This is a genomic window from Streptomyces sp. AM 4-1-1 (assembly GCF_029167625.1).
GTDB lineage: Bacteria > Actinomycetota > Actinomycetes > Streptomycetales > Streptomycetaceae > Streptomyces.
The window spans coordinates 1165851-1187285 of sequence record NZ_CP119145.1 but is presented as its reverse complement, the minus strand read 5'-3'; the positions used below and the strand labels follow the sequence as shown (position 1 = coordinate 1187285).

The 21435-nt window shown below is 71.6% G+C and carries 22 protein-coding genes; 11 read left to right on the top strand and 11 right to left on the bottom strand.

The features are described from left to right. Nucleotides 1-52: 52 nt before the first annotated feature. The 4 genes from PZB75_RS04895 to PZB75_RS04880 all read right to left on the bottom strand — a co-directional run bounded on the left by PZB75_RS04895 (nucleotide 53) and on the right by PZB75_RS04880 (nucleotide 4178). Entirely contained in the window at nucleotides 53-868 is an 816-nt protein-coding gene (locus PZB75_RS04895) for an SURF1 family protein (RefSeq protein WP_275534049.1), read from the bottom strand. 95 nt (nucleotides 869-963) lie between these two features. Continuing rightward, nucleotides 964-1197, bottom strand: a complete 234-nt coding sequence (locus PZB75_RS04890; protein WP_275534048.1) for a hypothetical protein — start codon at nucleotides 1195-1197, stop codon at nucleotides 964-966. Between the two features lie 90 nt (nucleotides 1198-1287). After that, entirely contained in the window at nucleotides 1288-2262 is a 975-nt protein-coding gene (locus PZB75_RS04885) for a DEDDh family exonuclease (RefSeq protein WP_275534047.1), read from the bottom strand. Nucleotides 2263-2645: 383 nt separating this feature from the next. Beyond that, complete coding sequence (locus PZB75_RS04880) at nucleotides 2646-4178, bottom strand: S8 family serine peptidase (RefSeq protein WP_275534046.1); 1533 nt, start codon at nucleotides 4176-4178, stop codon at nucleotides 2646-2648. Between the two features lie 296 nt (nucleotides 4179-4474). Here PZB75_RS04880 and PZB75_RS04875 point away from each other — a divergent pair, with 296 nt between their 5' ends. From PZB75_RS04875 to moaA, 3 genes are all read left to right on the top strand, one after another. After that, entirely contained in the window at nucleotides 4475-4843 is a 369-nt protein-coding gene (locus PZB75_RS04875) for a DUF485 domain-containing protein (protein WP_275534045.1), read from the top strand. After that, nucleotides 4840-6480: a cation acetate symporter gene (locus PZB75_RS04870; RefSeq protein WP_275534044.1), complete on the top strand. Its 1641-nt coding sequence runs from the start codon at nucleotides 4840-4842 to the stop codon at nucleotides 6478-6480. Before PZB75_RS04875 ends, PZB75_RS04870 begins: the two co-directional genes overlap by 4 nt. Before the next feature lie 293 nt (nucleotides 6481-6773). Further along, nucleotides 6774-7763 carry a GTP 3',8-cyclase MoaA gene (moaA, locus tag PZB75_RS04865; RefSeq protein WP_275534043.1) on the top strand — a complete coding sequence of 330 codons (990 nt, stop codon included), beginning with the start codon at nucleotides 6774-6776 and terminating at the stop codon, nucleotides 7761-7763. A gap of 25 nt (nucleotides 7764-7788) precedes the next feature. Here moaA and PZB75_RS04860 read toward each other — a convergent pair whose 3' ends face one another. Together PZB75_RS04860 and PZB75_RS04855 are read right to left on the bottom strand one after the other, a co-directional pair. Further along, on the bottom strand, nucleotides 7789-8052 hold the full coding sequence (locus PZB75_RS04860) for a hypothetical protein (protein ID WP_275534042.1): 264 nt from the start codon (nucleotides 8050-8052) through the stop codon (nucleotides 7789-7791). A gap of 257 nt (nucleotides 8053-8309) precedes the next feature. Next, entirely contained in the window at nucleotides 8310-8684 is a 375-nt protein-coding gene (locus tag PZB75_RS04855; protein ID WP_275534041.1) for a DUF3099 domain-containing protein, read from the bottom strand. 214 nt (nucleotides 8685-8898) lie between these two features. Here PZB75_RS04855 and PZB75_RS04850 point away from each other — a divergent pair, with 214 nt between their 5' ends. Continuing rightward, nucleotides 8899-9174: a GlsB/YeaQ/YmgE family stress response membrane protein gene (locus tag PZB75_RS04850; protein ID WP_275534040.1), complete on the top strand. Its 276-nt coding sequence runs from the start codon at nucleotides 8899-8901 to the stop codon at nucleotides 9172-9174. A gap of 130 nt (nucleotides 9175-9304) precedes the next feature. Here the strand turns inward: PZB75_RS04850 and tyrS are convergent, their stop codons facing one another. The 3 genes from tyrS to PZB75_RS04835 form a co-directional block, all read right to left on the bottom strand. Then, the gene (gene tyrS, locus PZB75_RS04845; RefSeq protein ID WP_275534039.1) at nucleotides 9305-10573 is read right to left on the bottom strand and encodes a tyrosine--tRNA ligase; all 1269 of its coding nucleotides are present in this window, start codon (nucleotides 10571-10573) and stop codon (nucleotides 9305-9307) included. Between the two features lie 288 nt (nucleotides 10574-10861). Then, nucleotides 10862-12265: a metallopeptidase TldD-related protein gene (locus tag PZB75_RS04840; protein WP_275534038.1), complete on the bottom strand. Its 1404-nt coding sequence runs from the start codon at nucleotides 12263-12265 to the stop codon at nucleotides 10862-10864. Next, nucleotides 12262-13785 (bottom strand): TldD/PmbA family protein, encoded by a 1524-nt coding sequence (locus tag PZB75_RS04835; protein WP_275534037.1) that lies wholly within the window; start codon nucleotides 13783-13785, stop codon nucleotides 12262-12264. Before PZB75_RS04835 ends, PZB75_RS04840 begins: the two co-directional genes overlap by 4 nt. Nucleotides 13786-14183: 398 nt before the next feature. Here PZB75_RS04835 and fabG point away from each other — a divergent pair, with 398 nt between their 5' ends. The 3 genes from fabG to PZB75_RS04820 all read left to right on the top strand — a co-directional run bounded on the left by fabG (nucleotide 14184) and on the right by PZB75_RS04820 (nucleotide 16299). After that, on the top strand, nucleotides 14184-14903 hold the full coding sequence (gene fabG, locus PZB75_RS04830; protein ID WP_275534036.1) for a 3-oxoacyl-[acyl-carrier-protein] reductase: 720 nt from the start codon (nucleotides 14184-14186) through the stop codon (nucleotides 14901-14903). Between the two features lie 5 nt (nucleotides 14904-14908). After that, on the top strand, nucleotides 14909-15676 hold the full coding sequence (gene fabI, locus PZB75_RS04825; RefSeq protein WP_275534035.1) for an enoyl-ACP reductase FabI: 768 nt from the start codon (nucleotides 14909-14911) through the stop codon (nucleotides 15674-15676). A gap of 251 nt (nucleotides 15677-15927) precedes the next feature. Next, nucleotides 15928-16299 carry a hypothetical protein gene (locus tag PZB75_RS04820; protein WP_275534034.1) on the top strand — a complete coding sequence of 124 codons (372 nt, stop codon included), beginning with the start codon at nucleotides 15928-15930 and terminating at the stop codon, nucleotides 16297-16299. Nucleotides 16300-16538: 239 nt separating this feature from the next. Here the strand turns inward: PZB75_RS04820 and PZB75_RS04815 are convergent, their stop codons facing one another. Beyond that, entirely contained in the window at nucleotides 16539-17213 is a 675-nt protein-coding gene (locus tag PZB75_RS04815; RefSeq protein WP_275534033.1) for a FadR/GntR family transcriptional regulator, read from the bottom strand. A 128-nt stretch (nucleotides 17214-17341) separates the two neighbouring features. On the opposite strand from PZB75_RS04815, the gene PZB75_RS04810 reads away from it, so the two are divergent. The 4 genes from PZB75_RS04810 to PZB75_RS04795 all read left to right on the top strand — a co-directional run bounded on the left by PZB75_RS04810 (nucleotide 17342) and on the right by PZB75_RS04795 (nucleotide 19706). Then, nucleotides 17342-18619 (top strand): MFS transporter, encoded by a 1278-nt coding sequence (locus PZB75_RS04810; RefSeq protein WP_275534032.1) that lies wholly within the window; start codon nucleotides 17342-17344, stop codon nucleotides 18617-18619. Between the two features lie 17 nt (nucleotides 18620-18636). Further along, entirely contained in the window at nucleotides 18637-18753 is a 117-nt protein-coding gene (locus PZB75_RS04805) for an SGM_5486 family transporter-associated protein (RefSeq protein WP_275534031.1), read from the top strand. Between the two features lie 150 nt (nucleotides 18754-18903). Beyond that, a complete protein-coding gene (locus PZB75_RS04800; RefSeq protein ID WP_275534030.1) occupies nucleotides 18904-19110 on the top strand; it encodes a hypothetical protein in 207 nt (68 codons plus the stop codon). A 77-nt stretch (nucleotides 19111-19187) separates the two neighbouring features. Beyond that, on the top strand, nucleotides 19188-19706 hold the full coding sequence (locus tag PZB75_RS04795; RefSeq protein WP_275534029.1) for a histidine phosphatase family protein: 519 nt from the start codon (nucleotides 19188-19190) through the stop codon (nucleotides 19704-19706). A 151-nt stretch (nucleotides 19707-19857) separates the two neighbouring features. Here PZB75_RS04795 and serB read toward each other — a convergent pair whose 3' ends face one another. Further along, entirely contained in the window at nucleotides 19858-21114 is a 1257-nt protein-coding gene (gene serB, locus PZB75_RS04790; protein WP_275534028.1) for a phosphoserine phosphatase SerB, read from the bottom strand. Between the last annotated feature and the right edge of the window lie 321 nt (nucleotides 21115-21435).

The following is a 21435-nucleotide window of genomic DNA, read 5'->3' as shown; positions in this document are numbered from 1 at the left end:
GCGGGCCCCGGCGCACCGGTCGCCCCGCCGCGGGAGCCGGTGCGGACCCGCCCTACGCCGTCGCGGGCTCGGCCTGTTCGGGCCGGCGCGGAGCGTCGGCGGCCTCGGCGGCCCGCGCGGCGGCCTCGGCGATCTCGCGCTTGTCGCGCCGCGCCAGGATCACCCAGCCGACCGGGACGGCGGCGGCGAACAGCCACCACTGCACGGCGTAGGCCATGTGCGGGCCGATGGAGCTGTCGTCGGGGGCGGCGACGAGCTCGGGGGAGTCACCGGGCGGCACGGGCCCGGTCTGTTCGACATAGCCGCCGAGCACCGGGCGGGAGAGCGCCTTCGCCTGCTGGGCGCTGCTGATCAGCATGATCTGACGGTCCGGCAGGTCGGACAGGTCCTTGATGCCGCTGGCGCCGGTCGTCTCGTCCGCCTTGAGCCGCCCGGTCACGGTCACCTCGCCCCTGGGCGGGGCCGGGACCTCGGGGAAGGCGCGCTGGTCGTCGGCGGACGGCACCCAGCCCCGGTTGATCAGGACCGTACCGCCGCCCTTGAGGTCGAACGGGGTCAGGACGAGGACACCGATCCGGCCGTCCTCGGAGGTCCTGCGGCGTACGACGACCTCGTGCGCGGTGTCGTACGTCCCGGTGGCCGTCACCCGGCGCCAGTAGTCGGTGCGCGGGACGGTGTGCCCGGGGGAGGTGAGCGCGGAGACCGCGACCGGGTCGGCCTTGAGGTTGTGCGAGATCAAGGCGTTCTGGGCCACGCGGTGCTCGTGCCGGTGCAGCTGCCAGAAGCCCAGCTCGACCATCGTGGGAATGAGTACGAGGACGAGGAGGGTGAGGATCACCCACTGCCGGGTCAACAGGAAGCGGTACACCCCATGACGGTACAACCGCGGCACGGGTCGCGGCACGGAGGGGGTGGGCGGGGCGGCCCGGAATGCCGTCGGAACGCCGCCCCGGGGCCGGCCGCTCACACCCGGTCGACGATGCCCGGCTTCCCCTCGGCGCGGGCGCAGTGCGCGCCGCAGAACCAGTGCCCCTCGACCTCCACGCCCTGCCCGATGACCTGGACCCGGCAGTGTTCACAGATGGGCGCCATGCGGTGAATGGCGCAGGAGAAGCAGTCGAAGACGTGCACCGCGCCCTGCGCGTGCACCTCGAACGACATGCCGTAGTCGTTTCCGCATACCTCGCAACGTGCCATGCGCCACAGGGTGGGACGCGGGGGCGGCGGCGGGCGAGCGGCTGACGGGCGAGTCGCGTCCGGTTCACTCCGATGCCGGTCCCGCGTCGGTCACCGGGCCGGTGCCACGTCCCGCAGCAACTGGGCGAAGGCGCCCTCGTCCAGGATCGGCGTGCCGAACGACTTCGCCTTCACCGTCTTCGAAGTGGCCGCGTCCGGGTCGTTGGTGACGAGCAGGCTGGTCAGCCGGGAGACGCTGGTCGCCACGTGCAGCCCGGCCTCCACGGCACGGTCCTCCAGCAGTTCGCGGTCGACGGAGGTGTCCCCGGAGAACGCCACCCGCATGCCCTGCACGAGGGGTTTGTCCCGTTCGTACCGTCCCGGGTTCGGGTACGGGCAGGGCGGCCGTTTGCGCGACGGGCGCCAGCTGCCCTGTCCGTAGGACATCTGACGGCCGATGCCCGGGGTGGCGGGCGACCGCGCCCACTCGGTCAGCGGGCGGCACTCCAGCAGCGGCAGCCGCACCCCGTCGCGCGCCGCCGCGTGGAGGCTGGGCCGGAACGCCTCCGCCAGCACCCGCGCGTCGTCGAGCGCGTGGTGCGCGTGCCGCTGCACGACACCGAAGTGCGCGGCCAGCGACTCCAGCTTGTGGTTGGGCAGCGGCAGCCGCAGCTCCTTGGAGAGCGCGATCGTGCACAGCCGCTGCCGCACCGGGGCGGTGGCGTCCGCCCGCGCGTACTCCCGGGCGAGCATCGACCAGTCGAAGACGGCGTTGTGCGCGACCAGGACCCGGCCGTCGAGCCGTGCGGACAGCTCGGCGGCGACCTCCGGGAAGAGCGGGGCACCCTCAAGGACGTCGCTGGTCAGCCCGTGGATCCAGACGGGGCCCGGGTCCCGCTCCGGATTGACCAGGGTGTACCAGTGGTCCTCGACGTCGCCCCGCGCGTCCAGGCGGTAGACGGCAGCGGACACTATCCGGTCGTCGCGGGCGAGTCCGGTGGTCTCCACGTCGACGACCGCGTACCCCTGCGGGTAGGCGGTCGGCCACGGTGCTGCTGCGGTCTGGCGGTCGTCGAGCATGGTCACAGAGGATACGGGCCCGCACTGACAGCTCCGGCCGCCGTCCCCCTCGACGACGGAACGCGAGGGCGGGTTCCGGCCCGCCGGTGCGAGGGTCCCGGACGGGCACGGAGGCCGAACACGTCTCCCCGGACGGGCCGTTGCGGCGCGGGCGGACGGATGCCGGGCGGACCGGGCCCAGGGCGGCCCCCCGGGCCGGGAGGTCCCGGAGCCGGCCGGTACGACCGCCCCGGGACCCGCGGCGGCGGAGTGCCGGGCCGGGCGGGACCGTTCGGGAGAGCCGCCCGGCGCGCGCACCCGGGCGTCACGGAAGAGCCGTCGGCGGGCCCGGTGGAACCGCCTCCGGGCCCGCCGACGGTCCTGGACCTCTCGGGCCTCGCGTCCCCTGCCTACCTGCGGACCGCGTTCAGCGCGTCCACCACACCGGCCCCGTAGAAGCCGTTGCCGCTCCGGCCGCCCTCGCACACCGCGTCGATCTTGCCGTCGCCGTTGATGTCGTACGGGTCACCGCAGGCGGTGCGGTCGGCCTGGGCCGTCAGCAGCGCCTTGACCGTGGCCGCCGACGCGTACGGGTGCCTCGACTTGATGAGCGCCACGACGCCCGCGACATGCGGGGACGCCATCGACGTACCGGCCTTGTAGCCGTAGCCGCCGCCCGGCAGCGTCGACAGGATCAGTCCGTTCGTGGCGGGCGGCTCGGGGGTCTGGTAGACGGTCGAGTCGCCACCCGGGGCCGCGACGTCGATGACCCCGTCGCCGTAGTTGGAGTACGACGCCTTCAGGCCCTTGGCACCCGTCGCCGAGACGGTCACGACGCCCGGCAGCATCGCCGGGATGTCCAGGCAGACACGCGGGTCGATCGTCCGCGGCACGGTGGTCGAGTCGTTCGGGCTGGACGGGTCCTCGATCGCCCGGGAGTGGAGATCGGTGTTGTCGTTGCCCGCCGCGGCGACGTTCACCACGCCCTTGCGCTCCGCGTAGCGGGCGGCCCGGCCGACCGCCTCGACCAGGGCGCCCTGGTCGGGGTCGTTCTTGCAGTTGAACTTCCACGGGTCGGTGTAATAGCTGTTGTTGGTGACGTCGGCGCCGTGGTCCGCGGCCCAGACGAAGCCGCAGACGATGGACTCGGTGTAGAAGAACCCGTCCGGGTTCGCCACCTTGATACCGGCGACCTTCACGCCCGGGGCGACCCCGGTCACCCCGATGCCGTTCTTCGCGGCGGCTATGGTGCCCGCGACATGCGTGCCGTGGTCGCTCTCCCCGGGGGCCGGCCGCCAGCCGCCCGCCGTGGTGTCGGGCGCTCCGGTCACGCAGTTGGCCGATGCCCGGCGGTCGAAGTTCGGCGCCAGATCGGGGTGGGTGTCGTCGACGCCCGTGTCGATGACCGCGACCGTCACGTTCCGGCTGCCGAGCGACTTCTCGTGCGCCTTGTCCGCCTTGATCGCCGGCAGGTCCCACTGCAACGGCTCCAGCGGGTCCTGGCCCGCCCGCGCGCCCGCCGCCGCGGCCTTGGCCTGCGTGGCGGTGAGCGGCTGCTCCACACCGATGTCCGTGGTCGCCTGCGGCACGATCGGGTTGGTACGGGTGGCCCCCGCGGACACGACCTCCCGCGACCGGCGGAGTGTCTTCGCGAAGTCCGGGTTCCGTGAGTGGGCGACGACGACGCCTATCCGGTCGTAGCCGGTCACCACCGTGCCACCGGCCCGGGATATCTCCTTCCGCACCCGGTCGACGGCGGAGCGGCCGCTGCCCCTCGCGTTCACGACGTACGACAACTCCGGCCCGTCGGCCGTGGCGACGGGCGGCCCGCCCGTCGGCGCGGCCGACGCGGCGCCCGTCGGCAGGAAGCCGAGCGCGACGGTGAGTGCCAGTCCGGCGGGCAGCGCGAGTGTGCGCGTACGCCCGGTTCTCAGATGAGCCATGGGGTGTCCACTTCATCCGTGTCGGCCGACCGGACACAGGACGTGTCCGGTCGAGTACATGACGAGCGAAACTATCGCCGATCCTCCCCACCCCTTCAATGAGTTGACCGGAAACGACCTCGGCCGACGGGGCCCTCCCGTGGCCCCCGGCAAGAAGTCCGGCCGGCGGTGAACCACATCCGCGCGCCCTCCGTGCCGTTGAACGAAGGAGGCATCCCGCCGTCCCCGGCCGAGGCCCCCGCCCCCGGCCGGAACCGTCCCCGTCACCACCAGAACCCGCCCCGCGAGGAGACCCCGTGGCCACCGACGCACCGCCGCAGCCCGAGGGCCGGAAGGACACCGGCCCCGTCCAACCCACGACCGAAGCGTTCGTCGAGGCGCAGAACAGCGCCGAGTTCGCCGAACTGCGCCGCGCGCACCGGTCGTTCGCCTTTCCGCTGACCATCGCCTTCATCCTCTGGTATCTGCTGTACGTGCTGCTGTCCAGCTACGCGGGCGGATTCATGGGCACCGAGGTCGTCGGCAACATCAACGTCGCGCTGGTCCTCGGCCTCGCCCAGTTCCTGACCACCTTCCTCATCGCCTGGTTCTACTCGCGGCACGCGACGAACCGGCTCGACCCCAAGGCCGCAGCGATCAAGTCCCGTATGGAGGCCGACGCATGAGCGCCGCCCACGTCGCACACCCCACGGTCCTGCTCGCCGCCGACGGGGCGAGCGAGCACCGGACCCTGATCATCACCCTGTTCGCCTGCTTCGTCGTCGCGACCCTGTTCATCACCGTGTGGGCGGGCCGGCAGACCAAGAGCGCGTCCGACTTCTACGCCGGCGGGCGGCAGTTCACCGCCTTCCAGAACGGTCTCGCGGTCTCCGGCGACTACATGTCCGCCGCCTCCTTCCTCGGTATCGCGGGCGCCATCGCGCTCTTCGGCTACGACGGCTTCCTGTACTCCATCGGCTTCCTCGTCGCCTGGCTCGTCGCCCTGCTGCTCGTCGCCGAACCGCTGCGCAACTCCGGCCGCTACACGATGGGCGACGTACTCGCGTACCGGATGCGCCAGCGCCCCGTCCGCACCGCCGCCGGCGCCTCCACCATCGTGGTGTCGATCTTCTACCTGCTGGCGCAGATGGCCGGCGCGGGCGTCCTGGTCTCGCTGCTCCTCGGCATCACCAGCGACGGCGGCAAGATCGCCATCGTCGCCCTGGTCGGCCTGCTGATGATCGTGTACGTCACCATCGGCGGCATGAAGGGCACCACCTGGGTGCAGATGGTGAAGGCGGTCCTGCTCATCGCGGGCACTCTGCTCATCACCTTCCTGATCCTGCTGAAGTTCCACTTCAACATCTCCGACCTGCTCGGCAGCGCCGCGGACAACAGTGGCCACGGCAAGGCGTTCCTGGAGCCCGGACTGAAGTACGGCGCCACCGGCAAGTCGAAGCTGGACTTCATCTCGCTCGGCATCGCCCTGGTCCTCGGTACGGCCGGACTTCCGCACATCCTGATCCGCTTCTACACCGTCCCGACCGCCAAGGCCGCCCGGAAGTCCGTCAACTGGGCCATCGGCATCATCGGTGCCTTCTATCTGATGACCATCGTGCTCGGCTTCGGGGCCGCGGCCCTGCTCAAGCCGGACGAGATCAAGGCGTCCAATCCGGCCGGCAACACCGCCGCCCCGCTGGCCGCCCTGGAGATCGGCGGCGGCTCCGGCTCCACCGGCGGCGCCGTCCTGCTCGCGGTGATCTCCGCCGTCGCCTTCGCCACCATCCTGGCCGTCGTCGCCGGACTCACCCTGGCGTCCTCGTCGTCCTTCGCGCACGACATCTACGCCAACGTCATCCGCCGGGGCAAGGCCACCGAGAAGGAAGAAGTACGTGCCGCGAAGTGGGCCACCGTCGCCATCGGCATCGTCTCCATCGCCCTCGGCGCCCTCGCCCGGGACCTGAACGTGGCCGGACTCGTCGCCCTCGCCTTCGCGGTCGCCGCCTCGGCGAACCTGCCGACCATCCTCTACAGCCTCTTCTGGAAGCGGTTCACCACCCAGGGAGCCCTCTGGTCGATCTACGGCGGCCTCGCCTCGTCGGTCCTCCTGGTGCTGTTCTCGCCGGTCGTCTCCGGGAAGGCCAGCTCGATGTTCCCCGACGCCGACTTCGCGTGGTTCCCGCTGGAGAACCCCGGCCTGATCTCGATCCCGCTGGGCTTCCTGCTCGGCTGGCTCGGCACCCTCCTGTCCAAGGAGGAGCCGGACACCGGCAAGTACGCCGAGCTGGAGGTCAAGTCGCTCACGGGCACCGGGGCGCACTGACCGGGGCGCGCTGACCGGAAGCACCGGCCCGGGAGCATCCGGAGCACCGGCCTCAGCGCGCCGCCGGGGAGCGTACTGAGGCCGGTGCGCCGACCTGGCGCACCGACCGGAGCCCCACGGCCGTGCCGTGGCCGCCCCGCGTCCGCCCCACGGCCGAGGCCGCGTCGCAGACCCCTGCGACGCGGCCTCGCCGCTCCCCGCGCCGAACGGCCCCCGCCGATGTCAGCGCTCTCGCGTAGTCTCGGAGAAGTCGGCTCCGTCACCGGAGCCATCACTCGGGGAGGAGGCCCATCGTGCTCATCGACACCTACGGCCGGGTCGCCACGGACCTGCGTGTCTCACTGACCGACCGGTGCAACCTGCGGTGCACCTACTGCATGCCCGAGGAGGGCCTGCAGTGGCTGGCCAAACCCGACCTGCTGAGCGACGACGAGATCGTCCGGCTCATCGGGATCGCCGTCACCCGCCTCGGGGTCACCCAGGTCCGCTTCACCGGCGGTGAGCCCCTGCTGCGCCCCGGACTGGTCTCCGTCGTCGAGCGCTGCGCGGCCCTGGCCCCGCGCCCCCGGATGTCCCTCACCACGAACGGCATCGGCCTGGCACGCACCGCCGCCGCCCTCAGGGCCGCGGGCCTCGACCGGGTCAACGTCTCCCTGGACACCCTGCGCCCCGACGTCTTCAGGACCCTCACCCGCCGCAACCGTCACGGGGACGTCCTGGACGGCCTGGAAGCCGCCTCCGCCGCGGGCCTCACCCCGGTCAAGGTGAACTCCGTACTGATGCCGGGGCTCAACGACGACGAGGCGCCCGAACTGCTCGCCTGGGCGGTGGCGCACGCCTACGAGCTGCGCTTCATCGAGCAGATGCCGCTCGACGCGCAGCACGGATGGAAGCGCGACGGCATGATCACCGCCGACGACATACTCCGGTCACTGCGCACGCGCTTCACGCTCACCGCCGAGGACGAGGACGAACGCGGCTCCGCCCCCGCCGAGCGCTGGCTCGTCGACGGCGGCCCGCACCGCGTCGGGGTCATCGGCTCCGTCACCCGCCCGTTCTGCGCGGCCTGCGACCGGACCCGGCTGACGGCCGACGGCCAGGTGCGCACCTGTCTGTTCGCCCGGGAGGAGACCGATCTGCGCGCCGCGCTGCGTTCCGGTGCGTCCGACGAGGAGATCGCCGGCCTCTGGCGGACCGCGATGTGGGGCAAGAAGGCCGGGTCCGGTCTCGACGATCCGGCGTTCCTCCAGCCGGACCGCCCGATGTCAGCGATCGGAGGCTGACCCCCGGCCGCCGTCCGGGGCGGGCTCAGTCCTCCGCCGCCGGTGCCTCCCACTCCTCCAGCGCCACGACGTCCTTGAGGAAACCCCGTACGCCGAGGAAAGAGGAAAGATGCTCCCGGTGTTCGTCACAGGCCAGCCAGGTCTTGCGGCGCTCCGGGGTGTGCAGTTTCGGATTGTTCCAGGCCAGCACCCACACCGCGGCCGTGCGGCAGCCCTTCGCGGAACAGACGGGCGCGGCGAGGTCGTCGGCCGGAGGACCGGGGAAGCCGGGGAAATCGGGGAAGTTCACGGACTCAACCCTAAGGGGGGCACGGGGCACCCCTCGGGCCGGCCGCGGGAAGCCGGCCGAGGAGGCCGGTGAACTGACGGCCCCCTGCCGGGAAATGGGCGACGCCGAGCAGCCACGGGGGGAGCTGCCCGGCGTCGGTCCGTCGCTCCGACGGGGGATGCGGAGCGCTTACGAAGTATGTCACGGGGACCGGGGTGTGGTGCACCGGAACTTCATGATTGATCTGAGCTTTTCTTGAGCCTTGGCGGGGCGTCGGCTCACCCGTGCTCGTGCGGACGGCCCGGCCGGCCGGGAGCCCCCGGTTCCGGACCTGATTCCGCCGCGCCCGTCACAGGGGCCCCGTCGAGCACCGGTCGCATCGGCGTGGGGACGAACGTCGACGGCAGTGAAGGGGCGTTCTCCCGGCCCGCGTTGGCGATGACCACGGCCACGTACGGCAGGAGCAGGCCCAGCGCGAGCGCCACGATCGCCACCGGCCGCTCGACGTTCCACAGCGTGGTCGCCAGGACAACCGCCACCGTCCGCACGGACATCGAGATCACATAGCGCCGCTGTCTGCCGCGCACGTCCTCGGCCAGTCCCTGGCGGGCTCCCGTGATCCGGAAGACCTCCGTGCCGCTCTGCTTCCGCATCACTGTTCCACCACCCGATCGCCATGCCGGACTCTCCCCGGACCGGACCGCCACCACGGTACGCCCGCCGTCCGCCGGGCACGAGAGCGGGGCGCCCGTCGCCGTACGGGCCGGGCCGGGTTTCGCACGGACGGCCCTGCCCGGCATGCGCCGTATCGTCCCCCGGACCAGACTGGGCCGGGCACGCGCATACCGCGCCGCACGAGGAGGCGACATGAGCTGGTTGTGGGCGATCATCGTGGGTCTGGTGCTCGGTCTGATCGCCAAGGCGATCCTGCCGGGCAAGCAGAACATCCCGCTCTGGCTGACGACCGTGTTCGGCATCATCGGCAGCGTTCTCGGCAACGCCGTGGCGACCTGGCTCGGTGTCAACGACACCAAGGGCATCGACTGGATCCGTCATCTGCTCCAGCTGATCGGCGCCGTCGTCGTGGTCGGTGTCGGAGACTCGCTCTGGGCGTCGATCCGGGGACACAAACAGAGGTCCTGAGCCGACAACGGCCCAAGAACGCGCCGCGGCCGGACACCTGGGCAGTGTGTCCGGCCGCGGCGGCATGTCCGGGGCTGCGGCATGTCCGGGCTGGGGACGCGGGCATCCCCGAGCCGTCGCCGGCCCGCCGTCAGCCCGCCGTCAGCTCGACGGCGGCGAGGTTCTTCTTGCCCCGGCGCAGCACGAGCCAGCGACCGTGCAGCAACCGCGCCCGTTCCGGCGCGGCCTCGCCGTCCGTGACCTTCACGTTGTTCACGTACGCCCCGCCCTCCTTGACCGTGCGGCGGGCCCCCGACTTGCTCGGCGCGAGACCGACCTCCACCAGCAGGTCCACCAACGGACCCAGCTCGGCGACCCGCGCGTGCGGCACCTCGGAGAGCGCCGCGCCCAGCGTCGCCTCGTCCAGCGCGTCCAGCTCACCCTGGCCGAACAGCGCCTTGGACGCGGCGATGACCGCCGCGCACTGCTCGCCGCCGTGCACCAGCGTTGTCAGCTCCTCCGCCAGCGCGCGCTGCGCGGAACGGGCCTGCGGGCGCTCCTCGGTGAGCCGTTCCAGCTCCTCCAGCTCCTCACGGCTCCTGAAGCTGAGGATGCGCATGTACGAGGAGATGTCCCGGTCGTCGACGTTCAGCCAGAACTGGTAGAAGGCGTACGGGGTCGTCATCTCCGGGTCGAGCCAGACGGCGCCGCTCTCCGACTTGCCGAACTTGGTGCCGTCCGCCTTCACCATCAGCGGCGTCGCCAGCGCGTGCACGGTGGCGCCCGGCTCCAGCCGGTGGATCAGGTCGATGCCCGCGGTCAGATTGCCCCACTGGTCGCTGCCGCCCTGCTGGAGGACGCAGCCGTGGCGCCGGTACAGCTCCAGGAAGTCCATGCCCTGCAACAGCTGGTAGCTGAACTCCGTGTAGCTGATGCCCTCCTGGGACTCCAGCCGACGGGCCACCGACTCCTTGGTGAGCATCTTGTTGACCCGGAAGTGCTTGCCGATGTCCCGCAGGAACTCGATCGCGGAGAGCCCCGCGGTCCAGTCCAGGTTGTTGACCATCGTCGCGGCGTTCGGCCCCTCGAAGGTGAGGAACGGCTCGATCTGCCCGCGCAGCCGCCGCACCCAGGCGGCGATGGTCTCCGGGTCGTTCAGCGTGCGCTCGGCGGTCGGCCGGGGGTCGCCGATCTGGCCGGTGGCTCCGCCGACCAGGGCCAGCGGCCGGTGCCCGGCCAGCTGGAGCCTGCGCACGGTGAGGACCTGGACCAGATGCCCGACGTGCAGACTCGCCGCGGTCGGGTCGAAACCGCAATAGAAGGTGACGGGACCGTCCGCGAGCGCCTTGCGCAAAGCGTCCTCGTCAGTGGACTGGGCGAACAGCCCGCGCCACTTCAGCTCGTCGACGATGTCCGTCACGGTCTTCTCTCTTCTCGTGCCGTTCTCCACTGCTCCGGTGAATTCACCGGTCGGGTCAGTCTAAGGGCTGTCCCGTACTCCCTGGTGGGCGTGCGACGACAGCTACGGCACCTCGCGGCGTTGTCGGAACGTCCCCGTACATCCAGTACGCGGACGCCCCTCCGCCTTGCGACGCACCGCATCCGACGCCGCACGCTGATCCACCACGGACTGCGGGACAGCCCTTAGTGCCGTGACCGGCGACGCCCGCCGGGCGCCGGACGGTCCGGGGGCCGCCGCGGTCCGGAGTCAGACCCCCCGGCTGACCGAACTCATGTTGAAGTCCGCGACGCGCAGCGCCGGCATCGCCGCCCTGGTGAACCAGTCGCCCCACTCGCGCGGCAGCGTCTGCTCCGTACGGCCCGCCTCGGTGGCCCGCGACAGCAGGTCGACCGGCGACTCGTTGAACCGGAAGTTGTTCACCTCGCCGACCACCTCGCCGTCCTCCACGAGGTACACCCCGTCCCGGGTCAGCCCGGTCAGCAGCAGGGTCGCCGGATCGACCTCCCGGATGTACCAGAGGCAGGTCAGCAGCAGCGCGCGCCCGGTCGTCGCGGCGACCATCTCGTCCAGCGACCGCTCGCCGCCCCCGTCGAGCACCAGGTTGTCGATGGCCGGGGCGACCGGCAGCCCGGTCAGCGCCGCCGAGTGCCGGGTGGTGGTCAGACGCTCCAGACGGCCGTCCCGCACCCAGTCGGTCCTCGCCAGCGGCAGCCCGTTGTCGAAGACCGAAGCGTCGTCCCCCGAGGCGTGCGCGATCACGAACGGCGCCGACTCCAGGCCCGGCGCGTGCGGGTCGCTGCGCAGCGACAGCGGCAGCCGGGCCAGGCTCTCGCCCAGGCGCGTGCCACCGCCGGGCTCGGAGAACACCGTGCGGCCCTCGACCGCGTCCCGGGCCGTCGACGACCACAGCTGGTAGATCAGCAGATCGGCCACGGCGGTCGGCGGCAGCAGCGTCTCGTACCGCCCGGCGGGCAGTTCGGTCCGGCGCCGCGCCCACTCCAGCCGCCGCGCCAGCTCGGTGTCCAGGGCGCCCGGGTCGACGTCCTTGAAGTCCCTCGTCGAGCGGCCCGCCCAGGCGGACCGGGGGCTCCCGTCCGTGCCCGGCGACTTGGCGTTCAGCTCCAGCGTGCCGTTCGGCTGGTCGTGGCGCAGCCGCAGCCCCGTCGACGTACCGAGATAGGTGGAGGTCATCTCGTGGTGGGCGAAGCCGTACAGTTCGCGGCCACCGGACCGGGCCCGCGCGAAGGCGTCGCCGAGCGCCGGGGCGAACTCCGCGAAGACACCGGAGTCCGTCTCGGCCGGGCGGTCCGTGAAGTCGGCGGACACCGGCACCCCGGTGACCAGCGGCTGCGCGTCCTCGGCGGGCTCGGCACCGCGTGCGGCGGCCTCGGCGGCCCGGACCAGCGGTTCCAGGTCGTCGGGGGTGACGGCGGAACGCGACACCACCCCGGACGCCGTGCCCTGCCCGCCGTCCACGGTGGCGATGACGGTGAGGGTGCGCCCGCGGGTCACCCCGTTCGTGGTGAGGGCGTTGCCCGCCCAGCGCAGATTCGCGGACGAGTTCTCCTCCGCGATGACCACGCAGCCGTCGGCGGTGGACAGTTCGAGAGCGCGCTCGACGATCTCGTACGGCTTGCTGACACGGCTCATCGGCCCGCCTCCTGCGTCGTGTTGAGGATGTTCACGCCCCGGAAGAGGGCGGAGGGACAGCCGTGCGAGACGGCCGCGACCTGACCCGGCTGGGCCTTGCCGCAGTTGAAGGCGCCGCCCAGGACGTACGTCTGCGGGCCGCCGACCTTCTCCATCGAGCCCCAGAAGTCCGTCGTCGTCGCCTGGTACGCCACGTCACGCAGCTGACCGGCCAGCCTGCCGTTCTCGATCCGGAAGAACCGCTGCGCGGTGAACTGGAAGTTGTAGCGCTGCATGTCGATCGACCACGAGCGGTCGCCGACCACGTAGATCCCGCGCTCCACCCCGCCGATCAGGTCCTCCGTGGACAGCCCGCCCGGCTCGGGCAGCAACGACACGTTCGCCATGCGCTGCACCGGTACGTGCGCGGGGGAGTCCGCGTAGGCGCAGCCGTTGGAGCGGCCCAGCCCGGTCAGTTCCGCGATCCGGCGGTCGAGCTGGTAGCCGACCAGCGTTCCGTCCTTCACCAGGTCCCACGACTGGGCCTCGACGCCCTCGTCGTCGTACCCGACGGTCGCGAGCCCGTGCTCCGCCGTGCGGTCCCCGGTCACCTGCATCACCGGGGAGCCGTACCTCAGCGTCCCCAGCCGGTCGAAGGTGGCGAACGACGTCCCGGCGTACGCCGCCTCGTAACCCAGCGCCCGGTCCAGCTCCGTGGCGTGCCCGACCGACTCATGGATGGTCAGCCAGAGATTGGACGGGTCGACGACCAGGTCGTACGTCCCCGGCTCGACACCAGGCGCCCGCATCTTCTCGGCGAGCAGCTCCGGGATCTCCGCCAGCTCCGCGTCCCAGTCCCAGCCGGTGCCCGTCAGATACTCCCAGCCCCGGCCCACCGGCGGCGCGAGCGTCCGCATCGAGTCGAACCCGCCGCTCGCGCCGTCCACCGCGACCGCGGTGAACTCCGGGTGCAGCCGCACCCGTTGCTGGGTGGTGACGGTGCCCGCCGTGTCGGCGTAGAACTTGTTCTCGTGGACGGTCGTCAGCGAGGCGTCGACATGCGCGACGCCGTCGGCCGCCAGCAGCCGCGCGCTCCGCTCGGCGAGCAGCGCCGCCTTCTCCTCGTCCGGTACGTCGAACGGGTCGATCCCGTACGACGAGACCCAGGTCCGCTCGCCGTGCACCGGCTCGTCCGCCAGCTCCACCCGCTCGTCGGAGCCCGCCGCGGCGATCACCTTCGCCGACAGCTTCGCCATGGCCACGGCCTGCGAGGCGACCTTCGCCGCCGCGTCCATGGTCAGGTCCACCCCGGACGCGAATCCCCAGGCCCCGCCGTGCACCACCCGCACCGCGTACCCGAGATCGGTGGTGTCCGACGAACCGGCCGGCCGCGCGTCCCGCAACCGCCAGGACGCGCTGCGCACCCGCTCGAACCGGAAGTCGGCGTGCACCGCGCCCAGTGCCCGGGACCGGGCGAGCGCCGCGTCGGCGAGGGCCCGTAGCGGCAGGGCCAGAAACGACTGATCTACCTCATGGGGCACGTCGGCCTTCCCTTCTCTACCCGGGAGGGCGTTGAGGACCTCGGCCCGACCGGCCGCGGTCCTCAACGCCCTCCTCGATGGCGTGTCTTCTGTTCCGTGGCGTGCCGTCCGCGCGCGGCGAACGCGTCTTCCCGTGCCGCGAGGCACGCATCTTCCCTTACCGGCGGAGGCACCCGCAGTGAATCATGCGTGGCGGACGGCCCCAAGGCCCCGCCTTTCACACTTCGTGTACATCCCGTCGGACCGCGCCGCGCGGCGGCCGACCAGCCGGGATACGGCTGTTATGTAGGAATCCCACAGTGCCGTGTGGTGGCCACTGTCAGGGGCCGATTCCCCGGACGGCGCACAGTACCGATAGGTTTTCGATGTACCAGACCGCTTATCGAAAGGGTGATCCGTTGAGCCGCTCGGTTCTCGTCACCGGAGGAAACCGGGGCATCGGCCTCGCCATCGCCCGCGCCTTCGCGGGCAACGGCGACAAGGTCGCGATCACCCACCGTTCGGGCGAGCCGCCCCAGGCCCTGACCGACGCGGGCTGCCTGGCGGTCCGGTGCGACATCACCGATTCCGAACAGGTGGAGCAGGCCTACAAGGAGATCGAGGAGAAGCACGGCCCGGTGGAGGTGCTGGTCGCCAACGCCGGCATCACCAAGGACCAGCTGCTGATGCGGATGTCGGAGGACGACTTCACGTCGGTGCTCGACACCAACCTCACCGGCACCTTCCGGGTCGTCAAGCGCGCCAACCGCGCGATGCTGCGCGCCAAGAAGGGCCGCGTCGTCCTGATCTCGTCCGTCGTCGGGCTGATGGGCTCGCCGGGGCAGGCGAACTACGCCGCCTCGAAGGCGGGGCTCGTCGGGTTCGCCCGGTCGCTGGCCCGGGAGCTGGGTTCGCGGAACATCACTTTCAACGTCGTCGCACCCGGTTTCGTCGACACCGACATGACCAAGGTGCTCACCGACGAACAGCGCGCCGGGATCGTCACTCAGGTGCCGCTCGGCCGTTACGCGCAGCCGGAGGAGATCGCCGCGGCGGTGCGCTTCCTCGCCTCCGACGACGCGTCGTACATCACTGGAGCCGTCATCCCCGTTGACGGCGGATTGGGTATGGGTCACTGATCACCATGAGTGGAATTCTCGACGGCAAGCGCATCCTCATCACCGGGGTGCTGATGGAGTCGTCCATCGCCTTCCACGCCGCGAAGGTGGCCCAGGAGCAGGGCGCCGAAATCATCCTGACCGCGTTCCCGCGGCCGACGCTGACCGAGCGCGTCGCGAGGAAGCTGCCCAAGCCGGCCAAGGTCATCGAGCTGGACGTGACCGACACCGAGCACCTGGACCGGCTCGCCGAACTGGTCCGTGCCGAGCTGGGTTCCCTCGACGGGGTCGTCCACTCCATCGGTTTCGCGCCGCAGGACGCCCTCGGCGGCAACTTCCTCAACACGCCGTTCGAGTCCGTCGCCACGGCGATGCACGTCTCGGCGTTCTCGCTGAAGTCGCTCACCATGGCCTGTCTGCCGCTGATGAGCGAGGGCGGTTCGGTCGTCGGGCTGACCTTCGACGCCCAGTTCGCCTGGCCCCAGTACGACTGGATGGGCCCGGCCAAGGCCGCGCTGGAGTCCACCTCCCGTTACCTCGCCCGTGACCTGGGCAAGCAGGGCATCCGCTGCAACCTGGTGTCGGCGGGGCCGCTGCGTTCCATGGCCGCCAAGTCCATCCCCGGCTTCTCCGAGCTGGCGGCGGTCTGGGACACCCGTTCTCCGTTGCCGTGGGACATGACCGACTTCGAGCCGGCCGGCCTCGGGGTCGTCGCGCTCCTCTCGGACTTCTTCCCCAGGACGACGGGCGAGATCGTCCATGTCGACGGCGGCGTGCACATGATGGGCGCCTGACCTCCCCGGCGGTCCCGACGGCCGCGTACCCCTTCTTCCGGAAGCGGTACGCGGCCGTCGTGCGTCCGGGTCCGCCCGGCCCCGGGGTCGCGCGGTTCCCGTCCCCGCCCCCCGGGCCACGCGTTCGCCGGTACCAGCGGCCGGGCCCTCCGGTCCCTCAAGTCGAAAAGCCGGTCGATCCACCGCAGAATGTGGAGCAACCGGACTTTTCTTCAGGCTGGTCCGGTCAGGCTGGTGGGGAGGAGGTCGTCGTGCGCCTCATGCGTCGCCGAGCCCGGCACCTCCTGGCGGCGTCGGCGGTGGCCGCCGTACTCCTCGCGCCGGTCGGTGTCTACGCGGCGACGAGGGGCGGGGCCGGTGCCGCCGCGCCGCTCCCACCGCGCCCCGACCCGTCCGGTTCCGACTGCCGTACCTCCGTGGAGGGCTCCACGGTCGTGGCGTACTGCCACAACCCGTATCCCTCGGGCGACCTCGTGCAACTGCACACCGAATGCGCGCGCTGGTGGGACGTGGACGCCGACGGCGCGCCGGTCGAGGTCGAGCCCGGCCGGACGGTCCGGCTGGAGGACCGCTGCTGGAAGGAGGTCGGCTCCGCCTGGGTCACCCACCGGCGGGCCGGCTGACCATGTGGAGTGGCCCCGTGATCCGGATGGGCTTTGCCGCGGGGGAGAGGCGTGGCGGACGGCGAAGGCGGGACGGCCGGCACCGGACATCGGCCGCGGGGCATCGGCCGCGGGGCGAGGGCCGGGCGCGGCCGCGACGAGGGCCGGGCGAGGGTGCGCGACGAGGATCGGGGGCCCGGGGGCCGGCGCCGGGAGAGGGTTCGGGACCGGGGACCGGGGTCGGGGTCGGGGGTGCGGGATCAGCTCCGCTCAAGCAGGCAGCTGAGCGCGTGGCTCGCGGCCTCGGAGGCCGCCGTCTCCGCGTCCCCGGCCCGGATCGCCTCGATCAGTCGGTGGTGGTCCATGTGCGCCTCCGGCCGCAGCTCGGGACCCACATTGTCCCGCAGGCAGTGGCGCAGCAGATCGCCCAGGTCCGCGTACAGCCCGGTCAGTACGTCGTTGTGCGAGGCGGCCACCACGGCCAGGTGCAGAGTCGAGTCGGCGGCCACGAACGCCTCCGCGTCGCCCGCCGCCCAGGTCTCCTCCCGGCGTGCCATCAGCGCGTCCAGCTGCTTCAGGTCCCGGTCGGTCCGCCGGGCGGCGGCCAGGCGCGCCGCCGAGGACTCCAGCGTCGACCGAAGCTCGGCGACGTGGAGCGGGTCGGCGGCGGTGAAGCGGCGGTGCATCACACCGGCCAGTTCACTGGTGGCGACGACATAGGTCCCGGACCCCTGTCTGATGTCCAGCAGCCCGTTGTGCGCCAGCGCGCGGACCGCTTCCCGCACGGTGTTGCGCGCCACCCCGAGCTGCTCGACCAGCTCGGGTTCGGTCGGGATGCGGGAGCCCACGGGCCACTCGCCGGAGGTGATCTCCGTTCTCAGCTGGGCGATCACCTGGTCGGCGAGGGCCGAACGCCGTGGAGACGTCAGCGTCATGATGCTCCTTGCTCTGTTCCGGAGGAGATTCCGGCGGGGGAAAGCTACAGGGGCGCGGGGACCCTGTGCTTCCGGACACCGGGGCTCGGAGTGGACAACCAATCATCCCATGATTCTATGATGTCCCTATGCCCGACGACGATACCCGGACCATGAGCCAGCACGACCGGAACCCCACGACCGCCGACCTTCCGGACCCGGCGGTCCCCGCCCCGAAGCCCCCCGCCTGGATGCTCCGGCTGGTGATGGTCGGGCTCGTCCTCGCCGCGCTCAACCTCCGCCCCGCCATCACCAGTCTCGGCTCGCTCCTCGAAGAGGTACGGGACGGACTGCACATGAGCGGCAGCGTCGCGGGGGTCCTCACCTCCGTACCCCCGCTCTGCTTCGCGGTCTTCGGGGTGATGGCCCCGCGCCTGGCCCGCCGCTTCGGCCCCGGCGCGGTCGTCTGCGCCGGCATGGTGGCCATCGCGACCGGACTGGTGATACGCCCCTTCATCGGCGGCACCGCCGGCTTCCTCGCCGCCAGCGCGCTCGCCCTCATGGGCATCGCCGTCAGCAACGTCCTGATGCCGGTGATCGTCAAGCGCTGGTTCCCGGACCGGGTCGGCAGCATGACCGGCCTCTACTCCATGGCCCTGGCCATCGGCACCTCGCTCGCCGCGGCCGTCACGGTCCCGCTCACCGACGCGCTCGGCGGCAGCTGGAGGGCCGGCCTGGGCATCTGGGCCGCGCTCGCGGCGGTCGCGATCCTGCCCTGGATTCCCCTGGTGCGGCAGCGGAGCGACACCCCGGGACGGCCCGCGCCCAACGACAGCACGGCCCCCCGGCTCCGCATCACCCGCAGCCGCACGGCCTGGGGCCTCGCCTGCTTCTTCGGCCTCCAGTCCACCGCCGCGTACATCACCATGGGCTGGATGCCGCAGATCTTCCGCGACGCCGGAGTCTCGGCGGGCACGGCCGGCGCGCTGCTCGCGGTCATCATGGCGATGGGCGTACCGCTCGCCTTCGTCATCCCCCGGGTCGCCTCCCGCATGAGGAACCAGGGGCCGATCGTCGTCGTGCTCGGCGCCTGCGGGCTCGCCGGATACGCGGGCCTCTACCTGGCCCCGACCGCCGGCGCCTGGGCCTGGGCCCTGCTGCTCGGCGTCTCCAACTGTGCCTTCCCGCTGGCCCTCACCATGATCGGCATGCGGTCGCGCAGCGGTCCCGGAGTCGTCCAGCTGTCGGCGTTCGCCCAGTCCACCGGCTATCTGATCTCGATCCCGGGTCCGCTCCTGGTCGGTGTGCTGTACCAGCACAGCGGTGGCTGGGGACTGCCGATCGCCCTGATGGCGGCCCTGATGGTGCCGCAGATCGTGGCGGGCGTTCTCGCCGGGCGGGACCGGACCATCGAGGACGAGTGCTGAGATGCGAGACTGGCCTCATGCCAGTGCTCGATCCACACCCCCAGAACGGTCAGAAGAAGCTCCTCGCGGTCCTCGGAGCGATGCTTCTCATCACCGTGGTCATCAGCGTCATCGCCTCCATCGCCTCTCCCTGACCTGCCATGCCCCGACCCCCATGGTGGGGCTGGCCCCACCATCCCTTAGGGGGCCAGGGTCAGGGTGAAGTGGGTGGGTCGCCGGATGGGCCGCGAGTGCCGGGTTCCGTAGGTTCGTGACAACAGAACCGATGACTCACGGAGGCGGACATGTCGGCCCGTACACACCCCCGGTCCCAGCGGCAGGCGCCCGGCGGTGTCGAGGTCCATCTGCCGTGGTGGGCCATCGCGCTGCCCTCGCTCGCGTTCGCCGCACTGCTGCTGCTCATCGTGGGACCGGGACAGGCCCACGCCACGACGAGCGACCCGGCGATCGGCCGGCTGATCGGGCGGCTCATGGCGGCGCTGACTCCCTGACGTCCTTCTCCGCCCCGCCGGAACGATCCCGTCAACACCCTGCGCCTTACGGCACGTTTCGTGCGAAGCTGAGGTGTATGAGCGCCGATACACCACGCAGGATCGTTCTTCTCAGGCACGCGAAAGCGGAATGGTCCGACCAGTCCGACCATGAGCGACCGCTCGCCGAACGCGGCCGGAAGGACGCGCCCGTGGCGGGCCGCAAACTCGCCGACTCCGGTGTCGCCTTCGACCTCGCCCTGTGCTCGACCGCGGTCAGGACGCGCGAGACCTGGAAGCTGGCGGTGCAGGAGATGCCCCAGCGCCCCAGGACGGTGTACGAGGAGCGGCTGTACGAAGCCTCCCTCGGCGAGCTGATCGCCCTGATCAACGAGACGCCCGACGAGGTGCGCGACCTCCTCGTCATCGGCCACAACCCGGGAACCCACGCCGTGGCGGACGCCCTGTCGGGCACGGCCGAGGGCGATCTCCTGGCCCGGATGACCCGTGACGGCTTCCCGACCGCCGCGTTCGCCGTCGTCACGTTCACCGGGGACTGGAAGAACGTGGAGCACGGCGTGGGCAGGCTCGTCGACTACTGGACTCCGAACGACTGAGCCGGACGGTACGACCCGCGGGCCGACCCGACCGGGGCGCGACGCGGGTGGAGGGGCCCGGCGGACACCGCCGGGCCCCTCCACTGTGCCGGGTCACGCGCACGTGCCCACGAGGTCGGACGGCCGGCGCGTCACCGGGACACCACCACTGTCAGTCGATGAGGCCGTCGGCCGACTCGACCTCCTCGCGGGTGATGCCGAGCAGATACAGCACGGTGTCCAGGAAGGGGACGTTCACCGCGGTGTGCGCGGCCTGACGGACCACCGGCTTGGCGTTGAAGGCGACCCCGAGGCCCGCCGTGTTCAGCATGTCCAGGTCGTTCGCCCCGTCCCCGATCGCGACCGTCTGCTCCAGCGGCACCCCCGCCTCGGCGGCGAACCTCCGCAGCAGCCTGGCCTTCCCCGCCCGGTCCACGATGTCACCGACGACCCGTCCGGTGAGCTTGCCGTCGACCACTTCCAGCGTGTTGGCGGAGGCGAAGTCCAGCCCCAGACGCTCCTTGAGGTCGTCCGTGACCTGGGTGAACCCACCGGACACCACGCCGACTTGGTAACCGAGCCGCTTGAGCGTGCGGATCAGGGTGCGGGCACCGGGCGTCAGCCGCACCTCCGCCCGCACCTTGTCCACCACCGACACGTCGAGCCCCGCCAGCAGGGCCACCCGCGCGTGCAGCGACTGTTCGAAGTCCAGCTCACCGCGCATCGCCCGCTCGGTCACCTCGGCCACCCGCCCCTCACAGCCGGCGTGGGCCGCGAACAGCTCGATGACCTCGTCCTGGATGAGCGTCGAGTCGACGTCCATGACGATCAGGCGCTGGGCCCGGCGGCTCAGCCCCGCGGACATCACGGCCACGTCGACGCCGATCTCGGCGGCCTCGGTGGCCAGAGCGGTACGCAGGTCCTCGGTCGCCGATCCCGACACCGCGAACTCCACGGCGGTGACGGGGTACTTCGCCAGCCGGAAGATCCGGTCGATGTTGGCGCCGGTCGAGGTGATCCTGGCCGCTATGGCGGCGGTCGACTCGGCGGTGAGCGGGTGGCCGAGCACGGTGACGTGCGAACGGCCGTATCCGCGCGGCCGGTTGTCCCCCGTACCCGAGATGATCTCGGCCTGGAGCCTCAGCGATTCGGCCCAGCTGTGCACGGTCGCCCGGAGGTCGCCCTCGGTCGTGCCACCCACGGTCGGCGCGGTGACCAGCGCGCACAGGACGATACGGCCCCGGGTGACGACCTGCTCGATGTCGATGACGTCGACGGAGTAGGCGGCGAGTGTGTCGAAGAGACCGGCGGTGATGCCGGGACGGTCCTTGCCGAAGATCTTGACGAGAAGAGTGGGTGCGTCCGTGCCCTGAAGGGACTCAGGGAGCTCAGAAGACTGTGACGGCTGAGAGGACTGAGATGCGCTCATGGTGCTCCCACCGTATCGGTCCCGCTCAGGGCGCCGAAGTCCGTCCCGCGTTGCGGACAGCGCGGCCACGGCGCGGCCACGGCGCGGGTACCGCGCGAGCGGTGCGCGCCCTGCCGGGCCGGCCGCGCCCGGCCCGGCCGCCGGAACACACCGGTCGCGCGGCGGAATATCCATGTTGGGGCGGGTTTCTCCCGCTCTGCGGGCGTTCGTCCGACACTGTCGCTCCACGGCCGGTTTCACCCGGTCCTCCGGGGTGAGGGCGCGGACCCGCGGCGCCGCCCGGCTTTCGGTTCGGGGACCGCTCCTGGAATAGTTCGCGCC

What these genes read in the sequence shown, in the direction of transcription:
- PZB75_RS04890 (WP_275534048.1), bottom strand. Translation starts at nt 1,197, where the DNA reads ATGGCACGTTGCGAGGTATGCGGAAACGACTACGGCATGTCGTTCGAG.
- PZB75_RS04880 (WP_275534046.1), bottom strand. Translation starts at nt 4,178, where the DNA reads ATGGCTCATCTGAGAACCGGGCGTACGCGCACACTCGCGCTGCCCGCC.
- PZB75_RS04870 (WP_275534044.1), top strand. Translation starts at nt 4,840, where the DNA reads ATGAGCGCCGCCCACGTCGCACACCCCACGGTCCTGCTCGCCGCCGAC.
- PZB75_RS04855 (WP_275534041.1), bottom strand. Translation starts at nt 8,684, where the DNA reads ATGCGGAAGCAGAGCGGCACGGAGGTCTTCCGGATCACGGGAGCCCGC.
- PZB75_RS04850 (WP_275534040.1), top strand. Translation starts at nt 8,899, where the DNA reads ATGAGCTGGTTGTGGGCGATCATCGTGGGTCTGGTGCTCGGTCTGATC.
- PZB75_RS04840 (WP_275534038.1), bottom strand. Translation starts at nt 12,265, where the DNA reads ATGAGCCGTGTCAGCAAGCCGTACGAGATCGTCGAGCGCGCTCTCGAA.
- fabI (WP_275534035.1), top strand. Translation starts at nt 14,909, where the DNA reads ATGAGTGGAATTCTCGACGGCAAGCGCATCCTCATCACCGGGGTGCTG.
- PZB75_RS04815 (WP_275534033.1), bottom strand. Translation starts at nt 17,213, where the DNA reads ATGACGCTGACGTCTCCACGGCGTTCGGCCCTCGCCGACCAGGTGATC.
- PZB75_RS04810 (WP_275534032.1), top strand. Translation starts at nt 17,342, where the DNA reads ATGCCCGACGACGATACCCGGACCATGAGCCAGCACGACCGGAACCCC.
- PZB75_RS04805 (WP_275534031.1), top strand. Translation starts at nt 18,637, where the DNA reads ATGCCAGTGCTCGATCCACACCCCCAGAACGGTCAGAAGAAGCTCCTC.
- PZB75_RS04800 (WP_275534030.1), top strand. Translation starts at nt 18,904, where the DNA reads ATGTCGGCCCGTACACACCCCCGGTCCCAGCGGCAGGCGCCCGGCGGT.
- PZB75_RS04795 (WP_275534029.1), top strand. Translation starts at nt 19,188, where the DNA reads ATGAGCGCCGATACACCACGCAGGATCGTTCTTCTCAGGCACGCGAAA.
- serB (WP_275534028.1), bottom strand. Translation starts at nt 21,114, where the DNA reads ATGAGCGCATCTCAGTCCTCTCAGCCGTCACAGTCTTCTGAGCTCCCT.